The sequence below is a fragment of the Phaeobacter sp. JH20_08 genome, assembly GCF_048056635.1.
Lineage (GTDB): Bacteria > Pseudomonadota > Alphaproteobacteria > Rhodobacterales > Rhodobacteraceae > Phaeobacter > Phaeobacter bryozoorum.
Map to the genome: position 1 here is coordinate 969,140 of NZ_JAYMVV010000005.1, position 24,824 is coordinate 993,963.

Here is a 24,824-nt window from a genome sequence, read left to right on the forward strand (position 1 = left end):
GCAGCGCGCGGCTGCTGCGCAACGGGTGCGAGTTTTGACCCTGCGGATGCTAGCGAGGGAGCGCCCGCGCCGGATTGCCGACCACTGTCACCCCGGCCTCCACATCTCGTGTCACCACCGCGCCGGCACCGACGATGGCGCCATCGCCGATGCTGACGCCGGGCAGGATGATCGCGCCGCCACCGATCCAGACATCGCACCCCAGCGTGACCGGATGGGCGATTTCCAACCCCTTGGCGCGCAAAGCTTTATCCTTATGGTGCTGGGCGCAGTAGATCTGCACATTCGGCCCCAGCATGGAGCGGTCCCCAATGCACACCGGCGCGGTATCAAGGATGGTGCAGCCCGCGTTCAGATAGACCTGATGCCCGAGGGTGATATTGACCCCGTAGGCGCAGTGAAACGGCGCCTCGATCAGGCAATTCTGCCCATGACCGGCAAAGAGGGCTGCCAGCGACGGGCTGAGGCTGTCGCCGGGATCAGGGGGGCGGTGATTGTGCTGATGCACCGCCAGACGGGCCTGATGACGCAACGCGGAGAGTTCGCTGTCCAGGCAACAGTACCAGTCGCCCGCCTGCATCTTTTGTCGTTCGGATCTGCTCATGCCGGATCCGTTCCGGGCGAGGGTGGTCTGATGGTTCGGGTGTAGCCATCCATCAGATCCGCCAGCTCCTTTGCCGTTGTAGGGAAGCGGGCATAGCTGTGAGCGGCCGGAACCGTCGCCCAGGGCTGTTTGTCCTCGGCCATGACTTCGACAAAGGGGGTGAACCAAGTCAGTTCATCCAGCAAAGAGGCGCGCAGGTTCACCCGTTCTGGTGCCGCCTTCAGGCGGGAGAGGACAAAGCTGAGGCAGGTCGGGCAGTAATAATGCTTGCGCTCTTCGCTGTGTTTTCCACCCTGCACCAGCTCTCCCGTGACGGTGACCGCCTCTGCCGGAAACATGACGGTCAGGGAATAGGCGCTGGCGGCAAGTTTCTGACAATCGCGGCAGTGGCAGGCCAGCGTCAGCAGGGGGGAGGCGGTGACATGTAGCTGGACAGCACCGCAGAGACAGGCGCCGGTCAGCGGCAGGTTGGGCTGGGTCATGGGTCTGCTCCCCCTCGGCAAGGTTGTGCGACAGGCTAGCGGAGAACCGGGAGGCTGTCGCTGATCAATTCCGTATTGCGCGGAGAGGGGAGAGGGGGTGTCTCAAGGGGTGGTCTGCCCCTTGAGGTCTTGGTTTCGATGCGGGTAACCGAGAGCGCCTCAGCGCATCCGCAGCGCGCCGTCGAGGCGGATCACCTCGCCGTTGAGATAGCCCATCTCGACGATGAACCCGGCCAGACGGCCATATTCGGCAGGGTCGCCAAGCCGGGCCGGGTTGGGCACATCGGCGGCGAGCTGCTGCTGCACCTCTTCCGGCAGGCCCGCCAGCATCGGGGTCATGAAGATGCCCGGCGCGATGGTCATCACCCGCACGCCAGAGGACGCGAGATCACGGGCCATCGGCAGGCACATGCCCACAACGCCGCCTTTGGAGGCGGCATAGGCGGCCTGACCCTTTTGGCCGTCAAAGGCCGCGATTGACGCGGTGTTGATGATGACACCCCGGCCACCGTCTGCCTCAGCCTCGCATTTGGCGATTTCCACCGCAGCGAGCCGGGCGACGTTGAAGGTGCCGACAAGGTTGATGTCGATGGTGCGCTGATAGGCATCCAGAGGGTGCGCGCCATCGCGGCCCACGGTCTTGATGCCAAGGGCGATGCCTGCGCAGTTCACGCAGACGTTGATCTTGCCCATCTTCTCGCTGGCAAGCGCCATGGCGGCGGCAACCGACTCTTCGCTGGTGACGTCGGTCTGGGCAAAATGCCCGCCGATTTCTTCGGCAACGGCAGCGCCGCGTTCGGCGTCACGATCCAGGAGCGTGACCTGGGCGCCTTGGGCGGCAAAATGACGGGCGGTGGCCTCACCAAGGCCAGAGGCGCCGCCGGTGATGACGGCGGCGGTTTGCGACAGTTTCATGAGCAGGGCTCCTCCCGGGGGTCTATGCTATCGGGTTCATATCTGAACGTGTGTTCAGATAATCACGTCCCCCTAGCAGTGTCCAGAGAGCCCGGGGTTCATCAGCCGTTTGTCGAGCGCGGCGAGCGGACGCAGCAGCCGACCCAGCGGCGGCCAATAGGCCCAGGTGCCACCCAGCTGGTGCAGCCGTGCGCCGGTGCCCAGTTTGAAGCGGGCCAGACCGGCGGCGTTTTCGGTGTTGATCACGCCAAGGTCGAGCTGTTCATAGCCGCGTTTGGCAAGCCAGGACATCGCCTCCCACATCAGCAGGTTATGGGCGGACAGCGCCTTGCCGCGATCGGTGGTATGGCCGATGTGATAGGTGGCGCCACGCCCATGGCAGAGCACCAGCACGGCGGCGACGATCTCCTTGCCGTCATGGGCTTCGAAAATCTTGGCCATCCCCTTGTTCTCGCGGGCATAGGCCAGGGTCAGATCCACCGGCCAGTTGCGATAGCCGCGGCTGGATTGCTGCGCGGCATCGGCAGCAAAGATCCAATGCGCCGGGGTCTGGGGCAGGGATTGGCGGGTGATGCGCAGCCCCTGCTGTTCGCCATGGACCAACCGGTTGCGCCATTTCTGATGCAGCGCCGCGCGGCGCTGATCCGGGTCACCGGTGAGGTCGAGCAAACCGACATGCGCCGGGCTGACCAGCGCCACCGCGCCGTGGCGGGCGAGGGCGGGGGTCGGCGTTTCTGGCGACAGGATGACGGGCGTGCGGCGCAGGCCGTTTTCCTGCAATTGTTCCAGCAGTCGCAACGGCTTGTCGATGCGGGCGCGGTTGACCATGGCCACGTTGATGCGGCCCCAGAGCTTGCGGCGCATGACGACGGTGCCTTTCATCTGGTTCAGCACCAGAGGGTCCTTGCCCGTCGCCTGAAGCGCGCGGGCAAATTCCGCCGATTGCGGTAGGGCAGAGATGGTTTCGTCGCGGAGAATGGGGCGGGGCATGACATCTGCTGGTGTGAAATCGAACATGGCGCCATTAACCGCAGCGAAACCTAAATGATGGTTAATGAAGATATGAAAAATGCGAATAAAATTCGAAATCATTCCGCACCGGCTCCGCGGGTCACCAAAGCTGCGGCTCTTCTGGTGGCTCTGGCGCTGTCGCTGCCGGTTGGGCTGGTGCTGATGCTGCTGGATCTCTGGGTGCTGTGAAGCCTTTTGTTTTAGCACGGAATTCGAGGGCCGGGTCGTGTCAGCAGCTCCGGTGCACGGCGGTGGTGCCCTGTCGTGATGCGCTGCCGCGCCGCGCCTTCGCGCGGCGCCCCGCCCAACGGGAACACCCCATCCGGGATGGGGGATGACGGGCGGGAGCCTTTTGCGGAGGTTCCCGCAACGCCTCGGCCCTGGGCTGGCAATGGCGCTGCGGCTGGTCTGATCTTCGGGATCGAAAAAGGGGCCACAGCGGCCCCTTTTCTTTGATTGCTGTCGGTTGGTCCGGCCCGTCGGCTGCACCGCGGGGCGATTACCCCTCCAGCTGCACCAGCGCGTGGCGTTTTTTGCCGGCAGACAGTTTGATCGGCGAGGCCAGAGCGGCGGCGTCGATCATCAGCCCTGCATCGGTCAGCGGCGCGTCGTCGATCTTGGCGCCGTTCTCTGCGATCAGGCGCTTGGCGTCCTTGCCCGATTTGGCCAGCCCGGATTTCACGATCAGCTGCACGATGGAGATGCCATCGCCCAGATCTGCGGCAGTCAGGCTGAGCGTGGGCAGGTCGTCGCCAATGCCGCCTTTCTCGAACACTTCGCGGGCGGTGGCCTCGGCGGCGGCGGCGGCCTCGGCACCGTGCAGCAGGGTGGTCACCTCATTGGCAAGGATCACCTTGGCGGCGTTGATCTCCGACCCTTCCAGCGCACCCAGGCGGTTGCATTCGTCCACCGGCAGCTCTGTATAGAGCTTCAGGAAGCGGCCCACATCGGCGTCGGTGGTGTTGCGCCAGAACTGCCAGAACTCATAAGGCGAGAGCAGATCGCCATTGAGCCAGATCGCGCCATTCTGCGATTTGCCCATCTTCTTGCCATCCGAGGTGGTCAAGAGCGGCGAAGTGAGACCGTAGATTTCATGGTCCAGCACCCGGCGGGTGAGGTCGATGCCGTTGACGATATTGCCCCATTGATCGGAGCCACCCATCTGCAACACGCAGCCGTAGCGGCGGTTCAGCTCCAGGAAGTCATAGGCCTGCAGAATCATGTAGTTGAATTCGAGGAAGGACAGCGACTGTTCGCGGTCAAGACGCGATTTCACGCTCTCAAACGACAGCATCCGGTTCACCGAGAAATGGCGGCCGATATCGCGCAGGAAAGTGAGGTAGTTCAGATCATCCAGCCATTCGGCGTTGTTCAGCATCATGGCGGCGTTATCCGCGTCGCTGTCATAGTCGATATAGGCGGCAAACACCTTCTTGATGCCGGCGATATTGGAATCGATCTGCTCATCCGTCAGCAGCGGGCGTTCATCAGCGCGGAAGGAGGGATCGCCCACCTTGGTGGTGCCGCCGCCCATCAGGGTGATCGGTTTATGGCCGGTTTTCTGGAACCAGCGCAGCATCATGATCTGGATCAGCGAGCCCACATGCAGCGAGGTCGCGGTGGCGTCAAAGCCGATATAGGCGGATTGGCCGGGGGTCATCAGCGCCTCGTCCAGGCCCTGGTAATCGGTGCAGTCGGCCAGATAGCCACGTTCCATCATAACTGCGATGAAGTCCGATTTTGGGTGGTAGGTCATGATGTGCCTCGGCTTTCTAAATTGCGCGCTGCTGTATAAAACGCAAATTGCCGGGGGGAAAGCAGTGTGAACGGCTTTGCGCAAGAAATTCGCTGCTGTATCCTTGGCGCAAACCGGCGCGGCGCGCCCAATATCACAGCAGGCACCATCAGCATGACCAGATCCCCCTCCTCGGCCCGTTCTGTGGCGATCCCCAAGACCGGCGTTCTGCGCGCCCTTGGCACCATGAGCGGCACCTCGCTGGACGGGGTGGATGCGGCCATTGTCGAGACCGATGGCGTGGTGATCCACGGCTTTGGCGCCAGTGCCTATCGCGCCTATGAGCCGGTGGACCGGGCGCAGCTGGCGGCCGCACTGGGACAGTGGCAGGGGCCACAGGTGGACGCCGCCGCAGAGATCGTGACCCGCGCCCATGCGGCGCTGTTGGCGCAGGTTCTGGCTGAGGATGCAGAGGCCGGGGCGGATCAGCGGGCGGTTGATGTCATAGGGTTTCACGGTCAGACGCTGGCCCATGCGCCGCGCGTGCAGGGCACCCTGCAGGTGGGCGATGGGGCGGCACTGGCGGCTGAGCTTGACACCCCGGTGGTCTGGGATTTTCGCAGCGACGATGTGCGGCTGGGCGGGGAGGGCGCGCCGCTGGCGCCGTTCTTTCATTTTGCCTGCGCCAAATACCTGAAGCGGGACAAACCCCTGTGTTTCCTGAACCTCGGCGGCGTGGGCAATCTGACCTATGTCGATCCGCGCTGTGACGCGGCTGAGGATCCCGGCGCGCTTTTGGCGTTTGACACCGGGCCTGCCAATGCGCCGATCAATGATCTGGTGCAGGCGCGCTGTGGTCAGATGATGGACGAAGGCGGCGCGATTGCCCGTGGCGGCGCGGTGGAGACCGGGGCGCTGGAGCTGTTTCTGGCGGAGCCCTATTTTGCCCGGATGCCGCCGAAATCTCTGGATCGCAATGATTTTTCCGAGATGATCACGCTGGTCTCCGAATTGAGCGACCGCGATGCGACGGCGACGCTGACCGGCATGTGCGCCGCTGCTGTTGCACAGGGGATGGAGCATTGCCCGGAGCCGCCGGAGGTGGTGCTGGTCACTGGCGGCGGGCGCCACAACCCGGTGCTGATGGAGATGCTGCGGGTGTCGCTGGACTGCCCGGTTCAGCCGATCGAGACGGTGGGGCTGGATGGCGACATGCTGGAGGCGCAGGCCTTTGCCCATCTGGCGGTACGGGTCGCGCGCGGGCTGCCGACCTCCTGTCCCGGCACAACCGGTGTCAGCGCCTGTGTTGGCGGCGGTGTGGTGAGTGTGCCGGGGCGCGAGGACTGAGGTCTGGCGGCCGGGAAACTTGGAGGTTTCCTGGCAAATCCCTTCGAAGCAATCTGGGGTCAGGCGCGCGGGATATCGAAGCCGGGGTCGGCGAGGGTGAAGCCCTCGAACCGGAACCCCGGTGAGACGGTGCAGCTGACCAGCGTATAGTCGCCGGTGGTGCGGGCGGCCTGCCAGTGGCCTTCGGGGACGATCAGCTGCGGTTCTCCGGTGGTCAGGTCCGGGGTCAGCAGGTGGTCGTGGGCGGGGCCGTCATCGCTGGCTGACAGCGACAGCACCAGCGGCGCGCCAGCGTGATAAAGCCAGATCTCGGTGGCATCGACACGGTGCCAGTGGCTGCTCTCACCCGCCTTCAGCAGGAAATAGATGCAGGTGCCGGTTGCGCGGTCGTCGTGGCTGGCTGTGGTTTCGGCGATCCATGTCTGGCGGTAATAGCCGCCTTCGGGGTGGGGCTGGAGGTTCAGCCGGGCGATGATCTCATCGGCGGTCATGTCAGTGCTCCGTTTTGTCTGTTGGCTCTGGCAATTTGGCATTTGCCGCATATGTTTGGGCCATGACATTGCACATCCCCTTTGACAATACATATGCCGCGCTGCCGCCGCTGTTCTACAGCAAACAGGCTCCCGTGCCGGTGAAGGCGCCGGAACTGATCGCCTATAATGGTGCACTTGGCGCGGAGCTGGGCATCCGGGCGGGTGACAGGGCCGAGCTGGCCGAGATTTTTGCGGGCAACCGTGTGCCCGATGGCGCCGATCCGCTGGCGCAGCTCTATGCGGGGCATCAGTTTGGCACCTACAATCCGCAACTCGGCGATGGGCGCGCGATCCTGCTGGGCGAGGCTGTTGGTGTTGATGGCGAGCGCCGCGATATCCAGCTGAAGGGATCAGGGCGCACGCCCTATTCGCGGGGCGGTGACGGGCGGGCCTGGCTCGGGCCGGTCCTGCGCGAATATGTGGTGAGCGAGGCGATGCACGCGCTTGGTATTCCGACGACGCGCGCGCTGGCGGCGGTTGCGACCGGTGAGCTGGTCTGGCGCGAACAGGGTGGTTTGCCCGGCGCGGTGCTGACACGGGTGGCCGCGAGCCATCTGCGGGTCGGGAGCTTTCAGATTTTTGCTGCGCGGGGCGAGCAGGCGGCGCTGCGGCAGCTCACGGATTACGCCATCCAACGCCATTATCCTGAGGCGAAGGGGCCGATGGGGCTGTTGCGGGCGGTGCGCGATCGGCAGTCGGAGCTGATCGCGGCCTGGATGTCGGTGGGCTTTATCCACGGGGTGATGAATACCGATAACTCGTCCATTTCCGGCGAGACGATTGACTATGGTCCCTGCGCCTTTTTGGATGTCTATCACCCCAGTACGGTGTTCAGTTCGATCGACCGGATGGGGCGTTATGCCTATTCCAACCAGCCCGATATTGCGGTCTGGAATCTGGCGCAGCTGGCCACCGCGCTGATCCAGCAGGCGGAGGATCCGCAGGCGCTGGTTGAGGAGGCGACCGAGATCGTTCATGCGATGCCCGCCCGGACCGAGGCCGCCTGGCTGCGGCGCTTTGGCGCCAAGATCGGCATTGCCGAGGCAACGCCTGACGATATGGCGCTGATCACCGACCTGATGCAGCGCATGGCGGCGGGGCAGGCGGATTTCACCAATACCTTCCGGGCCTTGGGCGATGCTGTTGCGCCGGACTCCGGCAAGGTGCGCGATGAGTTTCTGGAGCCTGAGGCGTTTGACGGCTGGGCAGTGGACTGGCGCGCGCGTCTGGCGCAGGAGGCGGATCCGGCGGCGGTGATGGCGGCAGCGAACCCGGTCTATATCCCGCGCAACCACCGGATCGAGGCGATGATCAGTGCCGCCGTTGCGGGCGATTTTGGCCCGTTCGAGCGGCTCAATACCGTGCTGGCGGATCCCTATACCGTGCAGGCAGGGGCCGAGGATCTGCGTCGCCCGCCGGCTGCGAGCGAGGTGGTGAAGGCGACCTTCTGCGGCACCTGAACCTATTTGCGATTGATCAGCAGGATACCGACCGCGACCAGCACCAGTGCGGCCCAGACCTGCGGCAGGATCACCTCGTCCAGCAGCAGCCAGCCGAGAATGGCCGCGATCACCGGCGACAGGAAGCTGAAGGAGGCAACGGCATTGGCGCGGTAGAGGCTGATCAGCCAGAGCCACAGCAGATAGCCGAGGCTGGCGATGGCGATGGCCTGAAACAGCACGCCGGAGATATGCAGCGCCGTGGGGTCGCGCAGCAGCGGTCCAAACAGCGGCGAGATCGCCAGCAGCACCAGCGCCGATGTGGCCAGCTGATAGGTGAGCTGGCGGATCGGCGGGACATGGGCCAGTGGCGACAGCCGCGCGCAGAGGGCGATCCCGGCCCAAGCCAGCGTCGCCGCAAGCGCGAGAATATCGCCCAGCAGCGAGGCATCGCCGCTGCCCCGGTGCAGCACGGCCAGCACCACGCCGCCCATGGCCAGGATCAGTCCCAACATGCGCAAGCTGTTGAGCCGCTCGCCGGGCAGGAGCAGATGGCCGGCCAGGGCCAGCCAGACCGGCATCGAGTTGAAGATGATCGTGACCCGCGACACCGAGGAGAGATCAAGTGCGATATAGAGGCAGACAAATTCGGCCGTGAACAACAGCCCGGACACCAGCCCCCAGAAGTGGACAGAGCGGCTCCAATGCGCCGACGTCTGGGCAGGGGCAGGAGTGCTGGCGCGCATCAGCTGGCCGCGAAAGGCGAGCCATGTCAGCAGGACCGCCAGCCCGATGAGAGAGCGCAGGCCCGCCTGAAACACCGGGCCGAACCCGCCGTTGGAGACCTTGATCACCACCTGATTAAAGCCCATCAGCCCGCTGAAGCCGATCAGCATTGCGGCCCCGATGCCGTCCATTGCGCGTTTCTCACTCATGCCGCCAGAGGAGGTGGGCTTGGTCCGAGAGTCAAGCGGGGAAAACAGATGCTTAGGCCGCGATGGGTGTGACAGGGCGCGCTCTGGCCTGCGGTGCGGATTTCGGCCATGCTGTGGCCGTATCACGCACCGGATCGGTGACAAGGCGCGGTGGCAAAGAAGGCAGAGGAATGACGCAGGAACAGGGCACCCGGCCGGGACGGCTGCGGCTGGCAAGTTACAATATTCAGAAGTCGATGGGACTGGATCTGCGTCGGCGTCCGCGTCGCACCTTGCAGGTGATCGAGGGCACCGGGGCGGATCTGGTGCTGTTACAGGAGGCCGACAAGCGGCTGCCGCCACGACCCGCCGCGCTGCCGCATTTCATTCTGGATGAGGCAGGATGGCAGATTGTCGATCTGGGCGGGGCAGGGTCACTGGGCTGGCATGGCAATGCGGTGATCTGGCGGGGCGCCGGGATTGCACTTCAGGATCACGGCCATATTCCGCTGCCGGGGCTGGAGCCGCGCGGGGCGGTCTGGGCGCTGTTCGAGACGGCGCTGGGACCGCTCAGGGTGGTGGGCGCGCATCTGGGGCTGACCACCAAGGCGCGCCATGAGCAGGTCCATCATCTGGCGGGGATCATCGCCAAGCGCCCGGATCTGCCGACGGTCTGGGCCGGAGATTTCAACGAATGGTCCCGCCAGCCGGTGCTGGATCATCTGGCTCCGAAACTGCGGTTTGTGCCGCCACGGCCCAGTTTTCCGTCGCTGCGCCCGATTGGCGCGCTGGACCGGATTGCGGTCAGCCGGGGGCTGGAGGTGGTGGACAGCGGCGTCTATCGCGCCCGTCCGGCGCATATCGCCTCGGATCACCTGCCGGTCTGGGCGGATCTGGTGGCGGCGCGGTAAGTCGATGACGAAAAAGTAAAAACCGGGGACGAAAAAGCCGGGGACGCAAAAGGCATCCCCGGCTTTGTCTGGTTTTCAGCCGTGCCCCCATAGGGGCATGGTGAGGGTTTACTGGGCGCGACGGCGCTGACCGCCGGGTTTGCCCTGAGCCGCGCCTGCGGCGGCACCGGATCCACCGCTGCGCGCACCGCTCTGGCCGCCACCGGCACCACCGCTGCGACGCCGGCGATGACCGCCGGGTTTGCCGCTGCCACCGGGTTTGCCGCCGCCACGACGGCCCGCCGGGGCCTTGGCATCGGGCAGAACCTCCCACGGACGGCCTGAGGCCACCGGGATATTGAGGTTCATGGTCTTCTGGATCGCCTTCAGCTCATCCATTTCATCCGGGGCACAGAAGGCCACGGCCTGACCGTCCTTGCCTGCGCGTGCGGTCCGGCCAATCCGGTGCACATAGGCATCCGCCACATTGGGCAGCTCGTAGTTATAGACGTATTTCACATCCGGGATATCGAGACCACGGGCCGCCACATCGGTGGCCACGAGGATCTTGACCTCGCCGGATTTGAAGGAGGCAAGCGCGCGTTCACGCTGGCCCTGGCTTTTGTTGCCGTGGATGGCTGCGGCCGAGAAACCGGCGGCCGACAGCGTTTTCATCAGCTTTTCCATGCCGTGTTTGGTGCGGCCAAAGACAAGTGTCCGCTCGTCCTTGTGTTTGGTCAGCAGCTCTTTCAGCAGCGAGAGCTTCTCTGCCTTGGCGATGAAATGCACCGATTGGGTGATCTTGTCGGCAGCCTTGCCGGGAGGGTTCACCTCGATCCGCACCGGGCTCTGCAGATAGGAATTGGCGATCTCGTTCATCTGCTTGGGCATGGTGGCCGAGAACAGCATGGTCTGGCGCTGTGCCGGCAGAAGAGCGGCGATCTTGCGCAGCGCGTGGATAAAGCCGAGGTCCAGCATCTGGTCGGCCTCATCCAGCACGAGGAAGTCGCAGGAGCCAAGATCCAGCGCGCCACGGTCAAGGATGTCCAGCAGACGGCCCGGGGTGGCGATCAGGATATCGGTGCCGCGCGACAGGCGGCTGATCTGCGGGTTGATGGAAACGCCGCCGACAACCAGACCGGTTTTCATCGGGGTGCCTTCGGTCAGGCCCTTGAGGTTGGCGGCGATCTGGTTGGCCAGCTCGCGGGTCGGCGCCAGCACCAGGCCGCGCACGGTCTTGGCGGCGGGTTTGCGGCCGTATTGCATCATCTGGGCAATCAGCGGCACGCCGAAGGCGGCGGTTTTGCCGGTGCCGGTCTGCGCCAGACCCAGCACGTCCTTGCCGTTCAGCGCATGCGGGATGGCGCGGGCCTGAATCGGGGTCGGATCGGTATAGCCAAGTTCTGCAATGCGCTTCAGAAGCTGCTCGGGCAGCCCCATGGTTGAAAATTCTGTCACGTCTCGTCCTTTCACAGCCGCGCCAACAGGGCTCGGCCGGTGCCGCCACGGGGGCGGTCTGTCGTTGGGGCAGGGACCTCGGGCGGGGCTGGCATCATGCCAGACCGCTGGTCGCTGCGAGTGCCCCACGCGTGATATTGGGAACGGTGGCATATCCTTAGGGTCGGTGTTTGGCCTGCGCATTGATCTGGCGCGGCCCGACGTCCTCTGCTCACGCGGCAGGGAGGGATGCCTGACAGGGCAGATGGCCCCGCCAGCGGATAAAGTCAATGGGCAATTGTTGTATATTCTGCGCCACAGACTGTTAAAACCCGGTTTGCGACGCGGGCGTCTTTGTATAAACAGGGACGCCATGCTGAATAAGGGATGACCATGAGCGAGACGATTATCGCACGCTGCGAAGCCATAGGTCTGCGGATGACAGGCCAGCGACGGGTGATTGCGCGCGTATTGCAAGAGAGCGACGATCACCCCGATGTCGAGGAACTCTATGCCCGTGCCAGCGCGCTGGACGGGGCGATTTCGCTGGCCACCGTCTATCGCACGGTGAAGCTGTTTGACGAAGCGGGCATTCTGGAGCGGCTTGAGTTCGGCGACGGGCGTGCCCGCTACGAGGATGCCGACCGCGACCATCACGATCATCTGATCGACATGACCACCGGGGCGGTCATCGAATTCTGCGACCCGGAGATCGAGGCCTTGCAGGAGAAGATCGCCGAAAAGCTGGGCTATGAGCTGCGCGGCCACAAGTTGGAGCTATACGGCGTGCCGCGCAAGAAGAGCTGAGCCAGCGCGCGCCCGCTGACCACATGCCGATGCGCGGGCGGGGGCGTGTTTTCTTAGACAGGATAACGGGTCAGTATATTCCCGGAGAATTCCGGGGCGCGCCGCAGCCCGGCGGTGGCCCAGTATCACGGCGCGTGATAGGAGCGGTCACATGAAGTCATGAAGCTGCGCCGCAAATATCGAGTCGTGTCGCAAATGGACAAGTGGGCGGTCGCTTCCGGCTATTTGTTGTGCGGATCAGTCGATGCAGCGACGGCGGGCACGGCCCCCTCGGCAGAGCCATCGGACCCATTGGAATGGAACGATCAAGATGAACAATGTCACGGGAATATTGCTGGTGATCCTCGCCATGGCGGGGTTTTCGCTGGAGGATATGTTCATCAAGCAGCTCGCCACCTCGGTGCCGGTGGGGCAGATCCTGATGATGCTGGGGCTGGGCAGTGGCACGATCTTTGTGATCTGGGCCAAGCTGCAGGGCCACCGGGTGATGGCGCCACGTAACTGGCGCTGGCAACCGGTGCTGCGTGCCTCGACCGAGGCGCTGGCGGCGGTCAGTTTTGCCTCGGCGCTGGCGGTTGTGGATATCTCGACCGTGGCGGCGGTGTTTCAGGCGATGCCGCTTGCGGTCACTGTCGGGGCGGCGCTGTTTCTGGGCGAGGATGTCGGCTGGCGGCGCTGGACCGCGATCCTTGTCGGTTTTGCCGGGGTGCTGATGATCGTGCGGCCCGGTCTGGCCGGATTTGAGCCGGGGGTGCTGCTGGTGCTGATCTCGGTTGTGGCGGTTGCGGCGCGCGACCTGATGACGCGGGTGATGGATAGCGCGGTGCCCTCTGCCGTGGTCAGCTCGCAGGCCTTTGGCTCGGTGATCCCGGCGGGGCTGGTGATGCTGCTGATCCTGCCCGGAGAGCCGGTCGCCCTGGAAGGCAGCCAATGGGGCATGTTGCTGGGAGGCGTCATCTTTGGCGTGCTGGGGTACTACGGGATTGTCACCGCCACCCGGATCGGCGATGCCGCCGTGATCACGCCGTTTCGCTACTCCCGGCTGATGTTTTCGACCCTGATCGGCGTGGTGATCTTTGCCGAGGCGCCGGATATGATGACGCTGGCGGGATCGGCGCTGATCATCGGCTCCGGGCTTTATACCTTTCTGCGGGAGCGGCGTCTGGCGCGGCGGGCGGCACGGGCACAGGCGGCGGTCCCTGTCTGAGCACATCGGGCTGGCGGCGGCGATTGATTGCGCAAACAGCGAACTGTTAGCCCTAACCCCGTAAAATTAGTGACGTTAGCGATAACGCTCATGGTTTACTTTTGACCTGTGAGTGCTATGACGCAGGCACCAATTGCCGCAATCACTTGCCAAGATCAGGGACCTGAATAATGAGCACCATTATCGATATCCACGCCCGTGAAATTCTCGACAGCCGGGGCAATCCGACCGTTGAAGTCGACGTCATGCTGGAAGACGGCACAATGGGCCGCGCGGCGGTACCGTCGGGTGCGTCAACCGGGGCCTATGAGGCGGTGGAAAAGCGCGACGGCGACACGTCCCGTTACCTTGGCAAAGGCGTTCTGGAAGCAGTTGCCGCCGTCAATGGCGAGATCGCCGAAGAGCTGGTCGGCTTTGACGCCTGCGAGCAGGTCGCCGTGGACATGGCGATGATCGAGCTGGATGGCACCGAGAACAAGGGCCGTCTGGGCGCCAATGCCATTCTGGGTGTCTCCATGGCGGTGGCCAAGGCTGCGGCGGACTTCACCACCCAGCCGCTGTATCGTTATATCGGTGGCACCTCGGCGCGGGTTCTGCCGGTTCCGATGATGAATATCATCAACGGCGGCGAACATGCCGACAACCCGATCGACATTCAGGAATTCATGATCATGCCGGTGGCCGCGGACAACATCCGCGACGCCGTGCGCATGGGCTCTGAAGTGTTCCACACCCTGAAGAAAGAGCTGTCGGCGGCGGGTCTGTCGACCGGGATCGGTGACGAGGGCGGCTTTGCCCCAAATATCGCCTCTACCCGCGAGGCGCTGGATTTTGTGCTGAAGTCGATTGAAAAGGCCGGCTACAAGCCGGGCGAGGAAATCTATCTGGCGCTCGATTGCGCGGCGACCGAATACTACAAGGATGGCAAATATGTGCTCTCCGGCGAAGGCAAAACCCTGTCGTCGGAAGAGAATGTGGCCTATCTGGCGGCACTGGTGAAGGATTATCCGATCATCTCCATCGAAGATGGCATGGGCGAGGATGACTGGGACGGCTGGAAAGCCCTGACCGACGAGCTGGGCGACAAGGTGCAGCTGGTCGGCGACGATCTGTTCGTGACCAACCCGGCCCGTCTGGCCGATGGGATTGCGCGCGGCTGCGCCAACTCCATGCTGGTGAAAGTGAACCAGATCGGCACCCTGACCGAGACTCTGAAGGCGGTCGATATGGCCCATCGTGCGCGCTACACCAATGTGATGTCGCACCGCTCCGGCGAGACCGAGGATGCCACCATCGCCGACCTCGCCGTGGCCACCAACTGCGGCCAGATCAAGACCGGTTCGCTGGCGCGCTCTGACCGGCTCGCGAAATACAACCAGCTGATCCGTATCGAGGAAATGCTGGGTGAAGTCGCCGAATACGCGGGTCGTTCGATCCTGAAGTAAGACCAGAGGCCGGGGCATGTTGCTCCGGCCTTTTTGTTCCTGTGTTCCGTTGTTGTGTGGTTATCATGCTCAAGAAGGTTGCCCATTTCCTGATCCGGCGGGCTGAACGCCGTATTGGCGTCTCGCTCGATTATGCCCATGCCATTGCCGATACGGACCTGGGGTTGCTGGCCCGCTACAACCGGGTGTTTGGTTTTCTGGATCCGAACCGTCAGCTGCCTGCCGCCGCCTATCATGCGGCGCGGCTGACCGGGGCGCTGAGCGCGGATTGCGGGTCCTGTGTCGAGGCGGAGATCAACCTGGCGAAATCCGCCGGGCTGTCTCCCGAGCTGATCAGGTCGATCCTGACAGGCAGCGCGCTGGAACCTGAGCTGGAGGCGGTTGTGCGTCTGGCGGGCGCGGTGGCTGGCACGCGCAGTGACGATCCTGAGGCGCGGGAGGCCGTGCGCGCGGCCTATGGCGAGGCGGGGTTGATCGAGCTGAGTTTTGCGATGAACGGGGCGGCGATGCTGCCGGGGATCAAGCGCGCCATGGGCTATGCCACTGCCTGCGACCTGCAGCTGATGCGTCGGCTGTCCTGAGCGTCTGAGTGCCGGGCCTGGGTGTCGGGCCTGGGTGCCGGGCCTGCGTGTCGGGGCGAGGACGGCCCCGGATCTGCGCCGATAACCTCTCAGATCGAAATCTGTGCGGATGGCGCACTTCTGTGGCCTGCTTCACAGACCTGTGATCGCGGCTATGGCAGTCTTGGTCGCAGGCGCTACGGGGGTGGCGCTGGCCAGGAGGGGAAGATCATGGGAGCGACTGCACATCTGAAAGCCCGGGAGAGTGTTTATCCGATGCCTGCGGTGAGGGTGGCCGGAACCGCAAGCTGGCTGCCGCTGGGGTTCATCATTGCGGTGGCCCTGCTGGCCGGTTGTGCGGGGCCCGGGCATTATCCGCTGACAGGGCATGACGCAAATGTGGCTGATCCGGTTCACAGCATGTCGATGACACAGGGCGCAATGGTGGCCGGGGGGCTCTGAGGCGCCCTGCCAAAGGGGGATCGACATTGTCAGCCCTGAGTATGTCAGGGACTTGGCGCAGAGGGGGCGCGGCGTAATTTCAAGCCGTTGGCGACAGGGAAAGACCCTGAGAGCGGATCCGCTCTCAGGGTCTTTCTTTGACTCTTGGGTCGGATCCGCGATCCGTGATGCGTGATGCGAACGCTGCAGGTCTCGCCCGCGCTCTGCGCCGGAATTACGGGCAGGCCGCTGTGTAATAGGTGCCGTCACCGCGGGAATAGGCGCATTGGCGCGACTGGTTGTTCTGCGCCACAAGCGTACCGGCGGCGGCCCCGCCGAGGGCGGCAATCAGGCGCCAGTCGTCATCGGCCTTGAGCGCGTCGGCGGCAATCAGACCTGCTGCGGCACCACCGGCGACACCGGCCACTGTGCGCTGTTCGGGGGTCAGATCGGTGCAGGCGGAGAGCGCCAGCGTCGCGGCGCTGAGGCCGGCGAGGATATGGGATTTCATGAGATTTCCTTTCCTGTCATTGATGCGCTTGTGATGGCTGTGCAGGAGCGCTCCTGCATCTTTGTGGCTTGTCCCGGCGATACGCCGTCTCCGGCCCGCTTCGACTGGCGCCAACCGGAGCCGCCACACCCCAGGACGGCTCCGCTCAGCTGCTGGGGCCCACCCCTGAACCCCGGTTTGGTCGACCGCCAAAAGGCTGCCGCCGTCGTGCGGATCCATGGCCCCATGGTGTGATGAGGCGTGACGGATCCGGTGTTACGCGCGCGGGTGTTCGCCCGGCGCCCACCCCGATGGGTGGCTGTGCATCACGGCTTCTGCCGCTGTCTTCGTTGCGCCGCCTATCGGTTGGCGACGCGCTCCCACACGTTCCACGGTGTGTTCAATTGGTCTGTTCCATCGCGCTGGCGCTGGCCGGTGCCCCGCGCCTCTGGTTCAGAGAGAGAACCCCAGACGTGCAGATTGGTTCCCTGTGTCATGAAAAATAATTCACGGGGCGCGAAACTGGCGCCAGACAGCGTGCCATCCGCGCACAGGCAATCGCCATGCGGCGGCCTGCGCGCACGTCCGGGAACGCCCGGGCGCGTCCGCAAGCGGGCGGCATGCGCGGTGGTCCGGTGCTAGAGCTTGCGGCTCATCAGCATGTGTGTGTCGCGCGGCTCGAACCGGGCTCGGGCATAGAGGCCGCGGGCAGGCGCATTGTTTCTGTCGACGTCCAGATGCAGCGCTTTGATGCCGGCTTCGGCCAGGGTGCGGGGCAGGGAAAACAGCACTTCGGTGGCAATGCCGCGCCCGCGCACGGGCGGGCGGATGAACAGCTCGTCGATAGAACCATCCATGCCGCCAAACTCCACCGACCAGCTGAAGGTGACAACGATATAGCCCACCGGTGCGCGGGTCGGGCCGATCAGATAGACGGCGCCATAGGGCAGCCCGTTCAGCAGCGGCTCAATGGCGGCGCGGCGGTGCGGCTCATCTGAGGCGATGCCCATCTCGCCGTGAAAGGCCGCGACGAGATCCAGAACACGGGTCAGATCCTCGGGGCCTGCAAGGTGCAGCGCGGCGCTCATAGGGTGGCCAATCGGTTGGTGATCAGGTCAAAGAAACCATCGGCGTCCAGATCGCCAATGAACAGCGCATTGGCAGGCCGGTCGGTGACCCCCCACCAATCGGCCACAGTCATGCCAAGGGTCAGCTCGGAGGTGGTTTCGACGACCACGTTGATCTTGCGGCCCGAGAACAGCTCAGGCCGGATCAGATAGGCAATGACGCAGGGATCATGCAGCGGGCCGCCTTCGGAGCCGTATTTCTCGACATCAAAGCGTTCAAAGAAATCAAGCATATCGGCGGTGAAATCGCCCACTTTGGTGGCCAATGCACGGATCGCCTCGATCCGGGGGCGGGTGGCCAGCGCCTTGTGGGTGACATCCAGCGGCATCATGGTGACCGGCACGCCGGAGCTGAGCACGGCGGCGGCGGCCTCCGGATCGACGTAGATGTTGAATTCCGCCGCCGGGGTGATGTTGCCGACCTCGAAATAGGCGCCGCCCATCAGCACGATCTCCTGAACCCGGGTGACGATGTCGGGGGCTTTCTGAAAAGCGGTGGCAATATTGGTCAGCGGCCCCAGCGGGCAGAGCGTAACGGTGCCGGGAGCTTCGCGGCGCAGGCTGTCGATGATGAAATCGACAGCATGTGTTGCAGCCAGCGGCATGGTTGGATCCCAAAGGTCCGGCCCATCAAGGCCGGTCTTGCCATGCACATGTTCGGCGGTGATCAGCGGCCGGGCCAAGGGCGCGTCGCAACCTGCGTGCACGGCGACATCCGGGCGGCCTGCCACTTCGCAGACGCGGCGTGCATTGGTCTGGGTCAGCGCCAGCGGCACATTGCCCGCAACACAGGTTATGCCAAGCAGATCAATCTCTTCTGGGCTGGCCAATGCCAGCAGAATGGCGACAGCGTCATCCTGTCCGGGGTCGGTGTCGATAATGATCTTGCGCGCGCTCATGGGGCTGTCCTTCTGGTCGTTGCCAGACCCTCGCAAGGGTGGCGGGCAATGTCCAGCGGCGGCGCGGGCTGCGGTCGGGAATTCGCCGGTTTGCGGCCTAAGCCGCCGACAAAAAGGCGCGCCGCCTCAGCCTGCGCGCCCCGGTGTCCGATGAACCTCGCCGCCCGCAGGGTCAGGCGGCAGCGGCCCCCATGGTGTCGGCCATCGCAGACAGCAGCACAGTGGCGATCACATCGAGTTCGTCGCGGCTGAGGCGCACCGGCAGGCGCACATCGCAGGCCTGCATCAGCATGGCGCGGGTCTGCGGCAGCTCGGGGATATCGCGCAGGAACTGCCAGTTCCAGAAAGCGCGGGCGTTGTCTTCGGAGAGGCCGAAGATCTGCACCTTGACGCCCCGCGCCTCGGCTGCGGCGGCAAAGCGGTTGATCTCCTCGCTGCTCATATCGACCAGGTTGAACTGGATCGAATCCGGCGCGCGCTGTTCCGACGGCAATGGGGCAGGCACGTCGATATGCGGCGAGCGGTTGAGCTGATCTGCGACATAGTCGTGGTTCTTCAGCCCGTCGCGCACCCGGCGCGCCAGTTCGGGCAGCTGCGGGCGGATCACGGCGGCCGACAGGTTGCTCATCCGCAGGTTATAAAGCGGCAGCTGGTTCTGCCATTTGGCAAAGGCCTGCTCGAGCGCGCCGGTGTTGTCGCCGGGGGCGGATTTGTGTTTTTTCCAGTTGTGCTCATAGGCGCCAGACATGATCACGGCGCGGGCGACCAGATCGGCATCATCGGTGACCAGGATGCCGCCTTCGCCGGCGTTGATCATCTTGTAGGACTGGAACGAGAAGCAGCCGATGGCGCCCAGCGTGCCGATATTGCGGCCATGCCAGGTGGTGCCCAGCGAATGGGCGGCATCCTCAATCACCGGAATGTCGCGCGCGCTGCAGAGCGCCATGATCGCATCCATATCGGAGGTATGGCCGCGCATATGGCTGATGATCACAGCCTGCACATCCCCCAGCTTGGCCTCGAAATCGGCCATGTCGATCCGGTAGTTGGCCCCCACCTCGCAGAGGACCGGCACGCAATCGGCGTGGACAATCGACGAAGGCACGGCCGCAAAGGTGAAGCCGGGGATCAGCACCCGGGCATCGCGGGGCAGGTCCAGCGCCTTCAGCGACAGGAACAGCGCCGCAGAGCAGGAGGAGACCGCCAGCGCGTATTTGCTGCAAAGAAGCTGGGCAAATTCCTCTTCCAGCAGGGCAACCGGCGCATCCTGCGGCGCGGTGTAGCGGAACAGATCGCCAGACTGCATCAGGGCGTCAATGGCGGCGCGGGCAGCCTCCGGGATCGGTTCTGCCTGATGGACGTTCGGGACTTGCGACGGGGATGCCTGGCTCATATTTCAAAATCCTGAATCTACCTTTCCAAAAACATAAATGCTTGGCGCAAAAATGCCAAGCCTCGCCCGCGGGATCGGCAGGTTTTGGCGGAAAATTTCACAGAACTGTTGCTTTGGCTGCGGGCGTGGTCTGCGGGGGTGATCCCCTGTGGCCTGGGCCGCGCAGGATCAGACGCCGATCCGGTCGCGCAGCGCATACCAGGTCATCGCCAGCGCCAGCAGGGGGCTGCGCATGGCGGTGCCGCCGGGAAAGGCGGGGGCTGGTACGCGGGCCATGGCATCAAAGCCGTCGCTCTCTCCGGCGATGGCCTGCGCCATCAACTGGCCTGCATGGGTGGCGGTGCCGACGCCATGGCCGGAATACCCCGAGGCCGAGAGCACATTGGGCGCCAGCCGCACCAGATAGGGCATCCGTTTCATGGTGATCGCGAGGGTGCCGCCCCAGGCGTAGTCGATCTTCACATCGCGGAGATGTGGAAAGATCTGGACCATCGGCTTGCGCACGGTGGCGGCGATATCGCTGGGGAAGCGGTAGCCATAGCTTTCACCACCGCCGAACAGCAGGCGGCCGTCATGGCTGAGCCGGAAATAGTTCACCACAAATTTGCTGTCGGCCACCGCCACATCGCGGGCCAGTACCCGCGCGGTTTCGGCGCCAAGCGGCGCGGTCGCGGCGATGAAATTGTTGATCGGCATCACCCGCGCCGCCACGCGGCGGTTGAGCCCGCCGAGATAGCCGTTGCAGGCCAGCACCAGCTGATCGGCAACGACCTCCCCCGCCGCGGTGCGCAGCCGGATCTGCTTGCCCTCGTCGATGTTCAGAACCTCGCTGCCCTCACAGATCCGCACACCGGCTGCCGCAGCGGCACGGGCGAGGCCAAGCGCGTATTTCAACGGGTGCAGATGCGCCGCCCCCATATCGAGAGAGCCGCCGACATAGGCGGGCGAGGGGCAGATCGCCTGCAAACCATCGTGATCCAGGGCGGTGATCTCCTGGTAACCATAGCGGTTTTGCAGATGCTCCACATAGCGGTGTTCGTGGTCGACCTCGCCCTTTGAGAAACAGGCATGGGCAATGCCGGGCTTCAGATGGCAGTCGATATCGTGGCGTGTGATCAGCGATTTCACCAGATCCTTGGCGTCCTCTGCCAGCTGCCAGAGCTTTTCGGCATCCGCCGTACCCAGCAGGTTTTCCAGCCCGTCCTGTTCCATACGCTGACCGCTGCCAAGCTGGCCGCCGTTGCGACCGGAGGCACCAAATCCGACGCGGTTGGCCTCCAGCAGGATCACCGAACGCCCGGAATCGGCCAGATGCAGCGCCGCCGACAGCCCGGTGTAGCCACCGCCGACAACGCAGACATCAGCGCGGGCGTCGCCCGTCAACGGCGCAAAAGGCGCCAGCGGTGTGGCCGTTGCGGCATACCAGCTATCGGGATAGGTCCCTTTGCGGTCGTTGGAATAGAGCAGGTTCAACCCCATGGCACACCTCAGTCCCCGGCAGTCGCCGCCCCAAGTCCGGTTACGCGCAACTGCCTGTCATCTTTCCATAAATACTCACCGGCGCTGACCTCGGCGGAGAGATCAGCGCCGACAATTTTAGACGTTCATCAGCAGATGCTCGCGCTCCCAGGGGGAGATCACCTGCAGGAATTCGTCATATTCGGCGCGTTTCACGATCGAGTAGACGCGGGCGAACTCGGGTCCCAGCACCTCATGCAGGGCGGTGGCCTCTTCGAACAGGTCGAGCGCCTCGCCCATGACCTGCGGAATGTCGCCATCCCCGTCATAGGCGTTGCCCTTGAACTGCTTGCGCGGGCGCTTTTCCTCCATCAGGCCCAGATACCCGCAGGCGAGCGACAGAGCGATGCCCAGATAGGGGTTGCAGTCCATGCCGGCGATGCGGTTCTCCACCCGCCGCGCTTCGGGGCCGGACAGCGGCACGCGGATGCCGGTGGTGCGGTTGTCGCGCGCCCATTCCAGATTGATCGGCGCGGCGTGGTCCTTCACGTAGCGGCGGTAGGAGTTCACATAGGGTGCCATCACCGCAAGGCCTGCGGGCAGGTGGTTCTGCAAACCGGCGATAAAGTGGAAGAAGGCATCCGTCTCGCCGCCCTGCGGGCCTGAGAAGATGTTCTCGCCGGTCTCCATGTCGATCACCGAATGGTGGATGTGCATGGCAGAGCCCGGCTCATCCTCGATCGGCTTGGCCATGAAGGTGGCAAAGCAGTCGTGGCGCAGGGCGGCCTCACGGATCAGCCGCTTGAAGTAGAAGACCTCATCCGCGAGCTTCACCGGGTTGCCGTGGCGCAGGTTGATTTCCAGCTGGCCCGCGCCGCCTTCCTGGGTGATGCCGTCGATCTCGAACCCCTGCGCTTCGGCAAAGTCGTAGATGTCGTCGATGACGGGACCGAATTCATCGACCGCGGTCATCGAATAGGCCTGCCGTGCCGCGGCGGGACGGCCGGAGCGGCCCATCATCGGCTTGATTTCATGCGCCGGGTCCAGATTGCGCGCGACCAGGAAGAATTCCATTTCCGGCGCCACAATCGGCTCCCAGCCTTGATCATGATACAGCTGGACCACCCGCTTCAGCACGTTGCGCGGGCTGTAGGGGATCGGGTCGCCGTCCCGGTCATAGGCGTCGTGGATCACCTGCAGCGTCCAGTCCGCCGTCCAGGGGGCGGCGGTGGCGGTGGATATGTCCGGCTTCAGCGTCATGTCCTTTTCGATCCAGCCGTCGTCATCCGCAGCATCAGCCCAGTCGCCGGTGATGGTCTGGTAGAAAATGCTGTCGGGCAGGTGGAAATAATCCTGCTTGGCAAATTTGGATGCCGGCACCGCCTTGCCTCGGGCGATGCCCGGCAGGTCCGAGATAACGCATTCGACTTCGTCGAGACGACGCCCCTCCAGATAGGCTTGTGCTGCTTCGGGAAGAGTGTCGAGCCAGGCTGACATCAGGTCCTCTCTTTCTTGAAAAAGGCATTGAGGAAGGTTGCGATTTCGTCCGATTGGACGGGGTGATGCAGGTCGGCGCTGGCAGCGTCCAGTATCTCATCGGGGACCACGCCGCGACCGCGGCTGTCGATCAGACCGCCGACAAAGCTGCTGGCGAATTCCGGGTGCGGTTGCAGGGTCCAGATATGATCGCCATAGGCCAGAATGCCGTTCTTGCAGTGGTCGTTGCCCGCCAGCACGCGGGCGCCTTCGGGCAGGGCGGTGACCTGATCCTGATGCCAGGCATTGAGCCGCAGGGGCTTGCCGTCCATCTGATACGTCACCGGGCCAACGGCCCAGCCGCCTGCGAATTTCTCCACCTTGCCGCCGAGCGCCTGAGCGATGATCTGATGGCCAAAGCAGATGCCGACTAAAGGCTTCTTGCGGGCGTGGATTTCGCGGATCAGATCCTCCAGCGGGGGGATCCAGTCGTGATCCTCATAGGCGCCATGTCTGGAGCCCGTGATCAGCCAGCCATCCGCCGCATCGGCGCCGGAGGGGAAGACATTGTCGACCACCGCATAGGTGTCGAATTCAAACCCGCCGTCGGCGAGCAGGGTGCGGAACATCTGGTCATAGTTGCCGGCGCTGTCGATCAGGTTTTCGGGCGCATGGCCGGTTTGCAGAATGCCGATTTTCATAAGTCACCAGTTAGAAAGGAGTTCGCTGCACGGGACGATAGCCCGCCGTCAGGACGGCGGGCAAGAGGCCGTCAGACGGTATCCAGGTAGATCTCCACCCGTTCCTCCGGGGTGAGTTCTTCCATGTAATGCAGCTCCTGGCGTTTGGTCAGCACCATGTTGCGGATCATCTCGGCGGAGAAGAACTGCGGGATGATCTCGGAGCTCTCGAATGCGTCGATGGCGCTTTGCCAGGTATTGGGCACCTGCGGCAGGTCCAGCGCATAGGCGTTGCCGGTGATCGGCTCATTGGGGTCGATCTTGTTCTCGATCCCATACAGCGCGGCGCCGAGGATGGCGGTCAGCATCAGATAGGGGTTCACGTCGCCGCCGGCAAAGCGGTGCTCGATGCGGCGCGCCTTGGGGCTGCCCGAGGGCACGCGGATGGCGGCGGTGCGGTTCTCATAGGCCCAGCAGATGCCGGTGGGGGCATGGGCGCCCGGCACCATCCGGTCATAGCTGTTGCCATGCGGCGCAAACACCAGTGTGGAATCGCCCATGGCCTTCAGACAGCCGCCGACAGCGTGGCGCATGGCATCGGTGCCCTTGGGGCCGCCATCGTCAAAGATGTTGTTGCCGTCCTGATCCAGCACAGAGAAATGGGTATGCAACCCGTTGCCGGCGTAATCGTCATAGGGTTTGGCCATGAAGCTGGCGGCAAAACCGTGGCGGCGGGCAAGACCCTTGACCAGCATCTTGAACAGCCAGGCGTCATCGGCGGCGCGCAGGGCGTCGGGACCGTGCATCAGGTTGATTTCGAACTGGCCCAGACCCGCCTCGGAAATCGCAGTATCGGCGGGGATGTCCATGTCCTCGCAGGCGTCGTAGAGATCGGTGAAGAAGGTGTCGAACTGGTCCAGTGCCCGGATCGACATGGTCTCTGCTGCCTTGCGGCGCTTGCCGGAGCGGGGAGAGGTCGGCACCTGCAGTTTTTTGCCGCTGTCGTCGATCAGGAAGAACTCCAGCTCCACCGCGACCACCGGGGTCAGCCCCAGTGCCTTGTAGCGGTCCACCACGGCGCGCAGCGCATGGCGCGGATCGCCCTCATAGGCGCGCCCGTCTTCGCGGTACATCCAGATGGGCAGCAGCGCCGAAGGCGCGTCGAGCCAGGGCATCGGCACAAAGCCACGTTCGGTTGGCTTCAGCACGCCGTCGGCATCGCCGCTTTCAAACACCAGCGGGCTGTCGTCGATATCCTCGCCCCAGATGTCGAGGTTCAGGACCGATAGCGGGAACCGGGTGCCTTCCTCTACCGCCTTGTCGGCAAAGCGGGCAGGGACGCGCTTGCCCCGGGCCTGACCGTTGATGTCCGCCGCCGCAACGCGGATGGTGCGCACATGCGGGTTTTTCCTGAGCCAGTTCTTCATTTAATCACCTGACGGTTTCGAGGGCACCACCGGCCGCCAGCGCCCCCGGATGGGGCGCAGCAGGGCCGGGGCAGTTTATCACCCCTGGTCCAATTTTTGATCATAAC

At 64.1% G+C, this 24,824-nt stretch carries 25 protein-coding genes; 9 read left to right on the forward strand and 16 right to left on the reverse strand.

Features of this window, described 5'->3' with window-relative positions; all coding sequences use genetic code 11:
• Positions 1-49: 49 nt before the first annotated feature.
• The 4 genes from VWY75_RS06630 to VWY75_RS06645 all read right to left on the reverse strand — a co-directional run bounded on the left by VWY75_RS06630 (position 50) and on the right by VWY75_RS06645 (position 3,018).
• Positions 50-604 (reverse strand): sugar O-acetyltransferase, encoded by a 555-nt coding sequence (locus VWY75_RS06630; protein ID WP_416537751.1) that lies wholly within the window; start codon positions 602-604, stop codon positions 50-52.
• Positions 601-1,086: a GFA family protein gene (locus VWY75_RS06635; RefSeq protein ID WP_416537750.1), complete on the reverse strand. Its 486-nt coding sequence runs from the start codon at positions 1,084-1,086 to the stop codon at positions 601-603. The genes VWY75_RS06630 and VWY75_RS06635 overlap by 4 nt, the downstream gene beginning before the upstream one ends.
• Before the next feature lie 159 nt (positions 1,087-1,245).
• On the reverse strand, positions 1,246-2,001 hold the full coding sequence (locus VWY75_RS06640) for an SDR family NAD(P)-dependent oxidoreductase (RefSeq protein ID WP_416537749.1): 756 nt from the start codon (positions 1,999-2,001) through the stop codon (positions 1,246-1,248).
• 72 nt (positions 2,002-2,073) lie between these two features.
• The gene (locus VWY75_RS06645) at positions 2,074-3,018 is read right to left on the reverse strand and encodes a GNAT family N-acetyltransferase (protein ID WP_340545197.1); all 945 of its coding nucleotides are present in this window, start codon (positions 3,016-3,018) and stop codon (positions 2,074-2,076) included.
• Positions 3,019-3,063: 45 nt separating this feature from the next.
• Between VWY75_RS06645 and VWY75_RS06650 the strand changes: the two genes are divergently transcribed.
• Positions 3,064-3,201, forward strand: a complete 138-nt coding sequence (locus tag VWY75_RS06650) for a hypothetical protein (RefSeq protein ID WP_340545198.1) — start codon at positions 3,064-3,066, stop codon at positions 3,199-3,201.
• Between the two features lie 310 nt (positions 3,202-3,511).
• On the opposite strand, the gene tyrS is transcribed toward VWY75_RS06650, so the two are convergent.
• Positions 3,512-4,768 (reverse strand): tyrosine--tRNA ligase, encoded by a 1,257-nt coding sequence (gene tyrS, locus VWY75_RS06655; protein ID WP_416537330.1) that lies wholly within the window; start codon positions 4,766-4,768, stop codon positions 3,512-3,514.
• A gap of 153 nt (positions 4,769-4,921) precedes the next feature.
• On the opposite strand from tyrS, the gene VWY75_RS06660 reads away from it, so the two are divergent.
• Positions 4,922-6,094 carry an anhydro-N-acetylmuramic acid kinase gene (locus VWY75_RS06660; RefSeq protein WP_416537331.1) on the forward strand — a complete coding sequence of 391 codons (1,173 nt, stop codon included), beginning with the start codon at positions 4,922-4,924 and terminating at the stop codon, positions 6,092-6,094.
• Positions 6,095-6,153: 59 nt separating this feature from the next.
• On the opposite strand, the gene VWY75_RS06665 is transcribed toward VWY75_RS06660, so the two are convergent.
• A complete protein-coding gene (locus VWY75_RS06665; protein ID WP_340545201.1) occupies positions 6,154-6,585 on the reverse strand; it encodes a cupin domain-containing protein in 432 nt (143 codons plus the stop codon).
• Between the two features lie 62 nt (positions 6,586-6,647).
• On the opposite strand from VWY75_RS06665, the gene VWY75_RS06670 reads away from it, so the two are divergent.
• Positions 6,648-8,087 (forward strand): protein adenylyltransferase SelO, encoded by a 1,440-nt coding sequence (locus VWY75_RS06670; protein WP_416537332.1) that lies wholly within the window; start codon positions 6,648-6,650, stop codon positions 8,085-8,087.
• 2 nt (positions 8,088-8,089) lie between these two features.
• On the opposite strand, the gene VWY75_RS06675 is transcribed toward VWY75_RS06670, so the two are convergent.
• Complete coding sequence (locus tag VWY75_RS06675; RefSeq protein ID WP_416537333.1) at positions 8,090-9,001, reverse strand: DMT family transporter; 912 nt, start codon at positions 8,999-9,001, stop codon at positions 8,090-8,092.
• 170 nt (positions 9,002-9,171) lie between these two features.
• On the opposite strand from VWY75_RS06675, the gene VWY75_RS06680 reads away from it, so the two are divergent.
• Positions 9,172-9,891 carry an endonuclease/exonuclease/phosphatase family protein gene (locus tag VWY75_RS06680; RefSeq protein WP_416537334.1) on the forward strand — a complete coding sequence of 240 codons (720 nt, stop codon included), beginning with the start codon at positions 9,172-9,174 and terminating at the stop codon, positions 9,889-9,891.
• Positions 9,892-9,999: 108 nt separating this feature from the next.
• Here VWY75_RS06680 and VWY75_RS06685 read toward each other — a convergent pair whose 3' ends face one another.
• The gene (locus tag VWY75_RS06685; RefSeq protein ID WP_340545205.1) at positions 10,000-11,328 is read right to left on the reverse strand and encodes a DEAD/DEAH box helicase; all 1,329 of its coding nucleotides are present in this window, start codon (positions 11,326-11,328) and stop codon (positions 10,000-10,002) included.
• A 372-nt stretch (positions 11,329-11,700) separates the two neighbouring features.
• Here VWY75_RS06685 and VWY75_RS06690 point away from each other — a divergent pair, with 372 nt between their 5' ends.
• The 5 genes from VWY75_RS06690 to VWY75_RS06710 all read left to right on the forward strand — a co-directional run bounded on the left by VWY75_RS06690 (position 11,701) and on the right by VWY75_RS06710 (position 15,788).
• Positions 11,701-12,114, forward strand: coding sequence for a Fur family transcriptional regulator (locus VWY75_RS06690; RefSeq protein ID WP_416537335.1), 414 nt, complete (start codon positions 11,701-11,703; stop codon positions 12,112-12,114).
• A gap of 310 nt (positions 12,115-12,424) precedes the next feature.
• Positions 12,425-13,321 (forward strand): DMT family transporter, encoded by an 897-nt coding sequence (locus VWY75_RS06695; protein WP_416537336.1) that lies wholly within the window; start codon positions 12,425-12,427, stop codon positions 13,319-13,321.
• 170 nt (positions 13,322-13,491) lie between these two features.
• Positions 13,492-14,766, forward strand: a complete 1,275-nt coding sequence (eno, locus tag VWY75_RS06700) for a phosphopyruvate hydratase (protein ID WP_416537337.1) — start codon at positions 13,492-13,494, stop codon at positions 14,764-14,766.
• Positions 14,767-14,831: 65 nt separating this feature from the next.
• Positions 14,832-15,347 carry a hypothetical protein gene (locus VWY75_RS06705; RefSeq protein WP_340545209.1) on the forward strand — a complete coding sequence of 172 codons (516 nt, stop codon included), beginning with the start codon at positions 14,832-14,834 and terminating at the stop codon, positions 15,345-15,347.
• 210 nt (positions 15,348-15,557) lie between these two features.
• Complete coding sequence (locus tag VWY75_RS06710; protein ID WP_416537338.1) at positions 15,558-15,788, forward strand: hypothetical protein; 231 nt, start codon at positions 15,558-15,560, stop codon at positions 15,786-15,788.
• Positions 15,789-16,002: 214 nt separating this feature from the next.
• Here the strand turns inward: VWY75_RS06710 and VWY75_RS06715 are convergent, their stop codons facing one another.
• The 8 genes from VWY75_RS06715 to VWY75_RS06750 all read right to left on the reverse strand — a co-directional run bounded on the left by VWY75_RS06715 (position 16,003) and on the right by VWY75_RS06750 (position 24,717).
• Positions 16,003-16,278, reverse strand: coding sequence for a glycine zipper 2TM domain-containing protein (locus VWY75_RS06715; RefSeq protein WP_340545211.1), 276 nt, complete (start codon positions 16,276-16,278; stop codon positions 16,003-16,005).
• A 617-nt stretch (positions 16,279-16,895) separates the two neighbouring features.
• Positions 16,896-17,345, reverse strand: a complete 450-nt coding sequence (locus VWY75_RS06720) for a GNAT family N-acetyltransferase (RefSeq protein WP_340545212.1) — start codon at positions 17,343-17,345, stop codon at positions 16,896-16,898.
• On the reverse strand, positions 17,342-18,283 hold the full coding sequence (locus VWY75_RS06725) for a nucleoside hydrolase (protein WP_416537339.1): 942 nt from the start codon (positions 18,281-18,283) through the stop codon (positions 17,342-17,344). Before VWY75_RS06725 ends, VWY75_RS06720 begins: the two co-directional genes overlap by 4 nt.
• Before the next feature lie 172 nt (positions 18,284-18,455).
• Entirely contained in the window at positions 18,456-19,676 is a 1,221-nt protein-coding gene (locus VWY75_RS06730) for a DegT/DnrJ/EryC1/StrS family aminotransferase (RefSeq protein WP_416537340.1), read from the reverse strand.
• 168 nt (positions 19,677-19,844) lie between these two features.
• Positions 19,845-21,155, reverse strand: coding sequence for an NAD(P)/FAD-dependent oxidoreductase (locus VWY75_RS06735; RefSeq protein WP_416537341.1), 1,311 nt, complete (start codon positions 21,153-21,155; stop codon positions 19,845-19,847).
• Between the two features lie 117 nt (positions 21,156-21,272).
• Positions 21,273-22,631: a glutamine synthetase family protein gene (locus tag VWY75_RS06740; RefSeq protein ID WP_340545216.1), complete on the reverse strand. Its 1,359-nt coding sequence runs from the start codon at positions 22,629-22,631 to the stop codon at positions 21,273-21,275.
• On the reverse strand, positions 22,631-23,311 hold the full coding sequence (locus VWY75_RS06745) for a type 1 glutamine amidotransferase (RefSeq protein ID WP_416537342.1): 681 nt from the start codon (positions 23,309-23,311) through the stop codon (positions 22,631-22,633). The genes VWY75_RS06740 and VWY75_RS06745 overlap by 1 nt, the downstream gene beginning before the upstream one ends.
• A gap of 71 nt (positions 23,312-23,382) precedes the next feature.
• Positions 23,383-24,717, reverse strand: coding sequence for a glutamine synthetase family protein (locus VWY75_RS06750; protein WP_340545218.1), 1,335 nt, complete (start codon positions 24,715-24,717; stop codon positions 23,383-23,385).
• Positions 24,718-24,824: the final 107 nt, after the last annotated feature.

Coding starts and splice junctions, on each gene's coding strand:
- VWY75_RS06750 (WP_340545218.1), bottom strand. CDS start 24,717: ATGAAGAACTGGCTCAGGAAAAACCCGCATGTGCGCACCATCCGCGTT.
- VWY75_RS06645 (WP_340545197.1), bottom strand. CDS start 3,018: ATGTTCGATTTCACACCAGCAGATGTCATGCCCCGCCCCATTCTCCGC.
- VWY75_RS06660 (WP_416537331.1), top strand. CDS start 4,922: ATGACCAGATCCCCCTCCTCGGCCCGTTCTGTGGCGATCCCCAAGACC.
- VWY75_RS06715 (WP_340545211.1), bottom strand. CDS start 16,278: ATGAAATCCCATATCCTCGCCGGCCTCAGCGCCGCGACGCTGGCGCTC.
- VWY75_RS06675 (WP_416537333.1), bottom strand. CDS start 9,001: ATGAGTGAGAAACGCGCAATGGACGGCATCGGGGCCGCAATGCTGATC.
- VWY75_RS06630 (WP_416537751.1), bottom strand. CDS start 604: ATGAGCAGATCCGAACGACAAAAGATGCAGGCGGGCGACTGGTACTGT.
- VWY75_RS06670 (WP_416537332.1), top strand. CDS start 6,648: ATGACATTGCACATCCCCTTTGACAATACATATGCCGCGCTGCCGCCG.
- eno (WP_416537337.1), top strand. CDS start 13,492: ATGAGCACCATTATCGATATCCACGCCCGTGAAATTCTCGACAGCCGG.
- VWY75_RS06745 (WP_416537342.1), bottom strand. CDS start 23,311: ATGAAAATCGGCATTCTGCAAACCGGCCATGCGCCCGAAAACCTGATC.
- VWY75_RS06740 (WP_340545216.1), bottom strand. CDS start 22,631: ATGTCAGCCTGGCTCGACACTCTTCCCGAAGCAGCACAAGCCTATCTG.
- VWY75_RS06680 (WP_416537334.1), top strand. CDS start 9,172: ATGACGCAGGAACAGGGCACCCGGCCGGGACGGCTGCGGCTGGCAAGT.
- tyrS (WP_416537330.1), bottom strand. CDS start 4,768: ATGACCTACCACCCAAAATCGGACTTCATCGCAGTTATGATGGAACGT.
- VWY75_RS06640 (WP_416537749.1), bottom strand. CDS start 2,001: ATGAAACTGTCGCAAACCGCCGCCGTCATCACCGGCGGCGCCTCTGGC.
- VWY75_RS06690 (WP_416537335.1), top strand. CDS start 11,701: ATGAGCGAGACGATTATCGCACGCTGCGAAGCCATAGGTCTGCGGATG.
- VWY75_RS06665 (WP_340545201.1), bottom strand. CDS start 6,585: ATGACCGCCGATGAGATCATCGCCCGGCTGAACCTCCAGCCCCACCCC.
- VWY75_RS06650 (WP_340545198.1), top strand. CDS start 3,064: ATGAAAAATGCGAATAAAATTCGAAATCATTCCGCACCGGCTCCGCGG.
- VWY75_RS06730 (WP_416537340.1), bottom strand. CDS start 19,676: ATGAGCCAGGCATCCCCGTCGCAAGTCCCGAACGTCCATCAGGCAGAA.
- VWY75_RS06735 (WP_416537341.1), bottom strand. CDS start 21,155: ATGGGGTTGAACCTGCTCTATTCCAACGACCGCAAAGGGACCTATCCC.
- VWY75_RS06720 (WP_340545212.1), bottom strand. CDS start 17,345: ATGAGCGCCGCGCTGCACCTTGCAGGCCCCGAGGATCTGACCCGTGTT.
- VWY75_RS06725 (WP_416537339.1), bottom strand. CDS start 18,283: ATGAGCGCGCGCAAGATCATTATCGACACCGACCCCGGACAGGATGAC.
- VWY75_RS06695 (WP_416537336.1), top strand. CDS start 12,425: ATGAACAATGTCACGGGAATATTGCTGGTGATCCTCGCCATGGCGGGG.
- VWY75_RS06705 (WP_340545209.1), top strand. CDS start 14,832: ATGCTCAAGAAGGTTGCCCATTTCCTGATCCGGCGGGCTGAACGCCGT.
- VWY75_RS06710 (WP_416537338.1), top strand. CDS start 15,558: ATGGGAGCGACTGCACATCTGAAAGCCCGGGAGAGTGTTTATCCGATG.
- VWY75_RS06635 (WP_416537750.1), bottom strand. CDS start 1,086: ATGACCCAGCCCAACCTGCCGCTGACCGGCGCCTGTCTCTGCGGTGCT.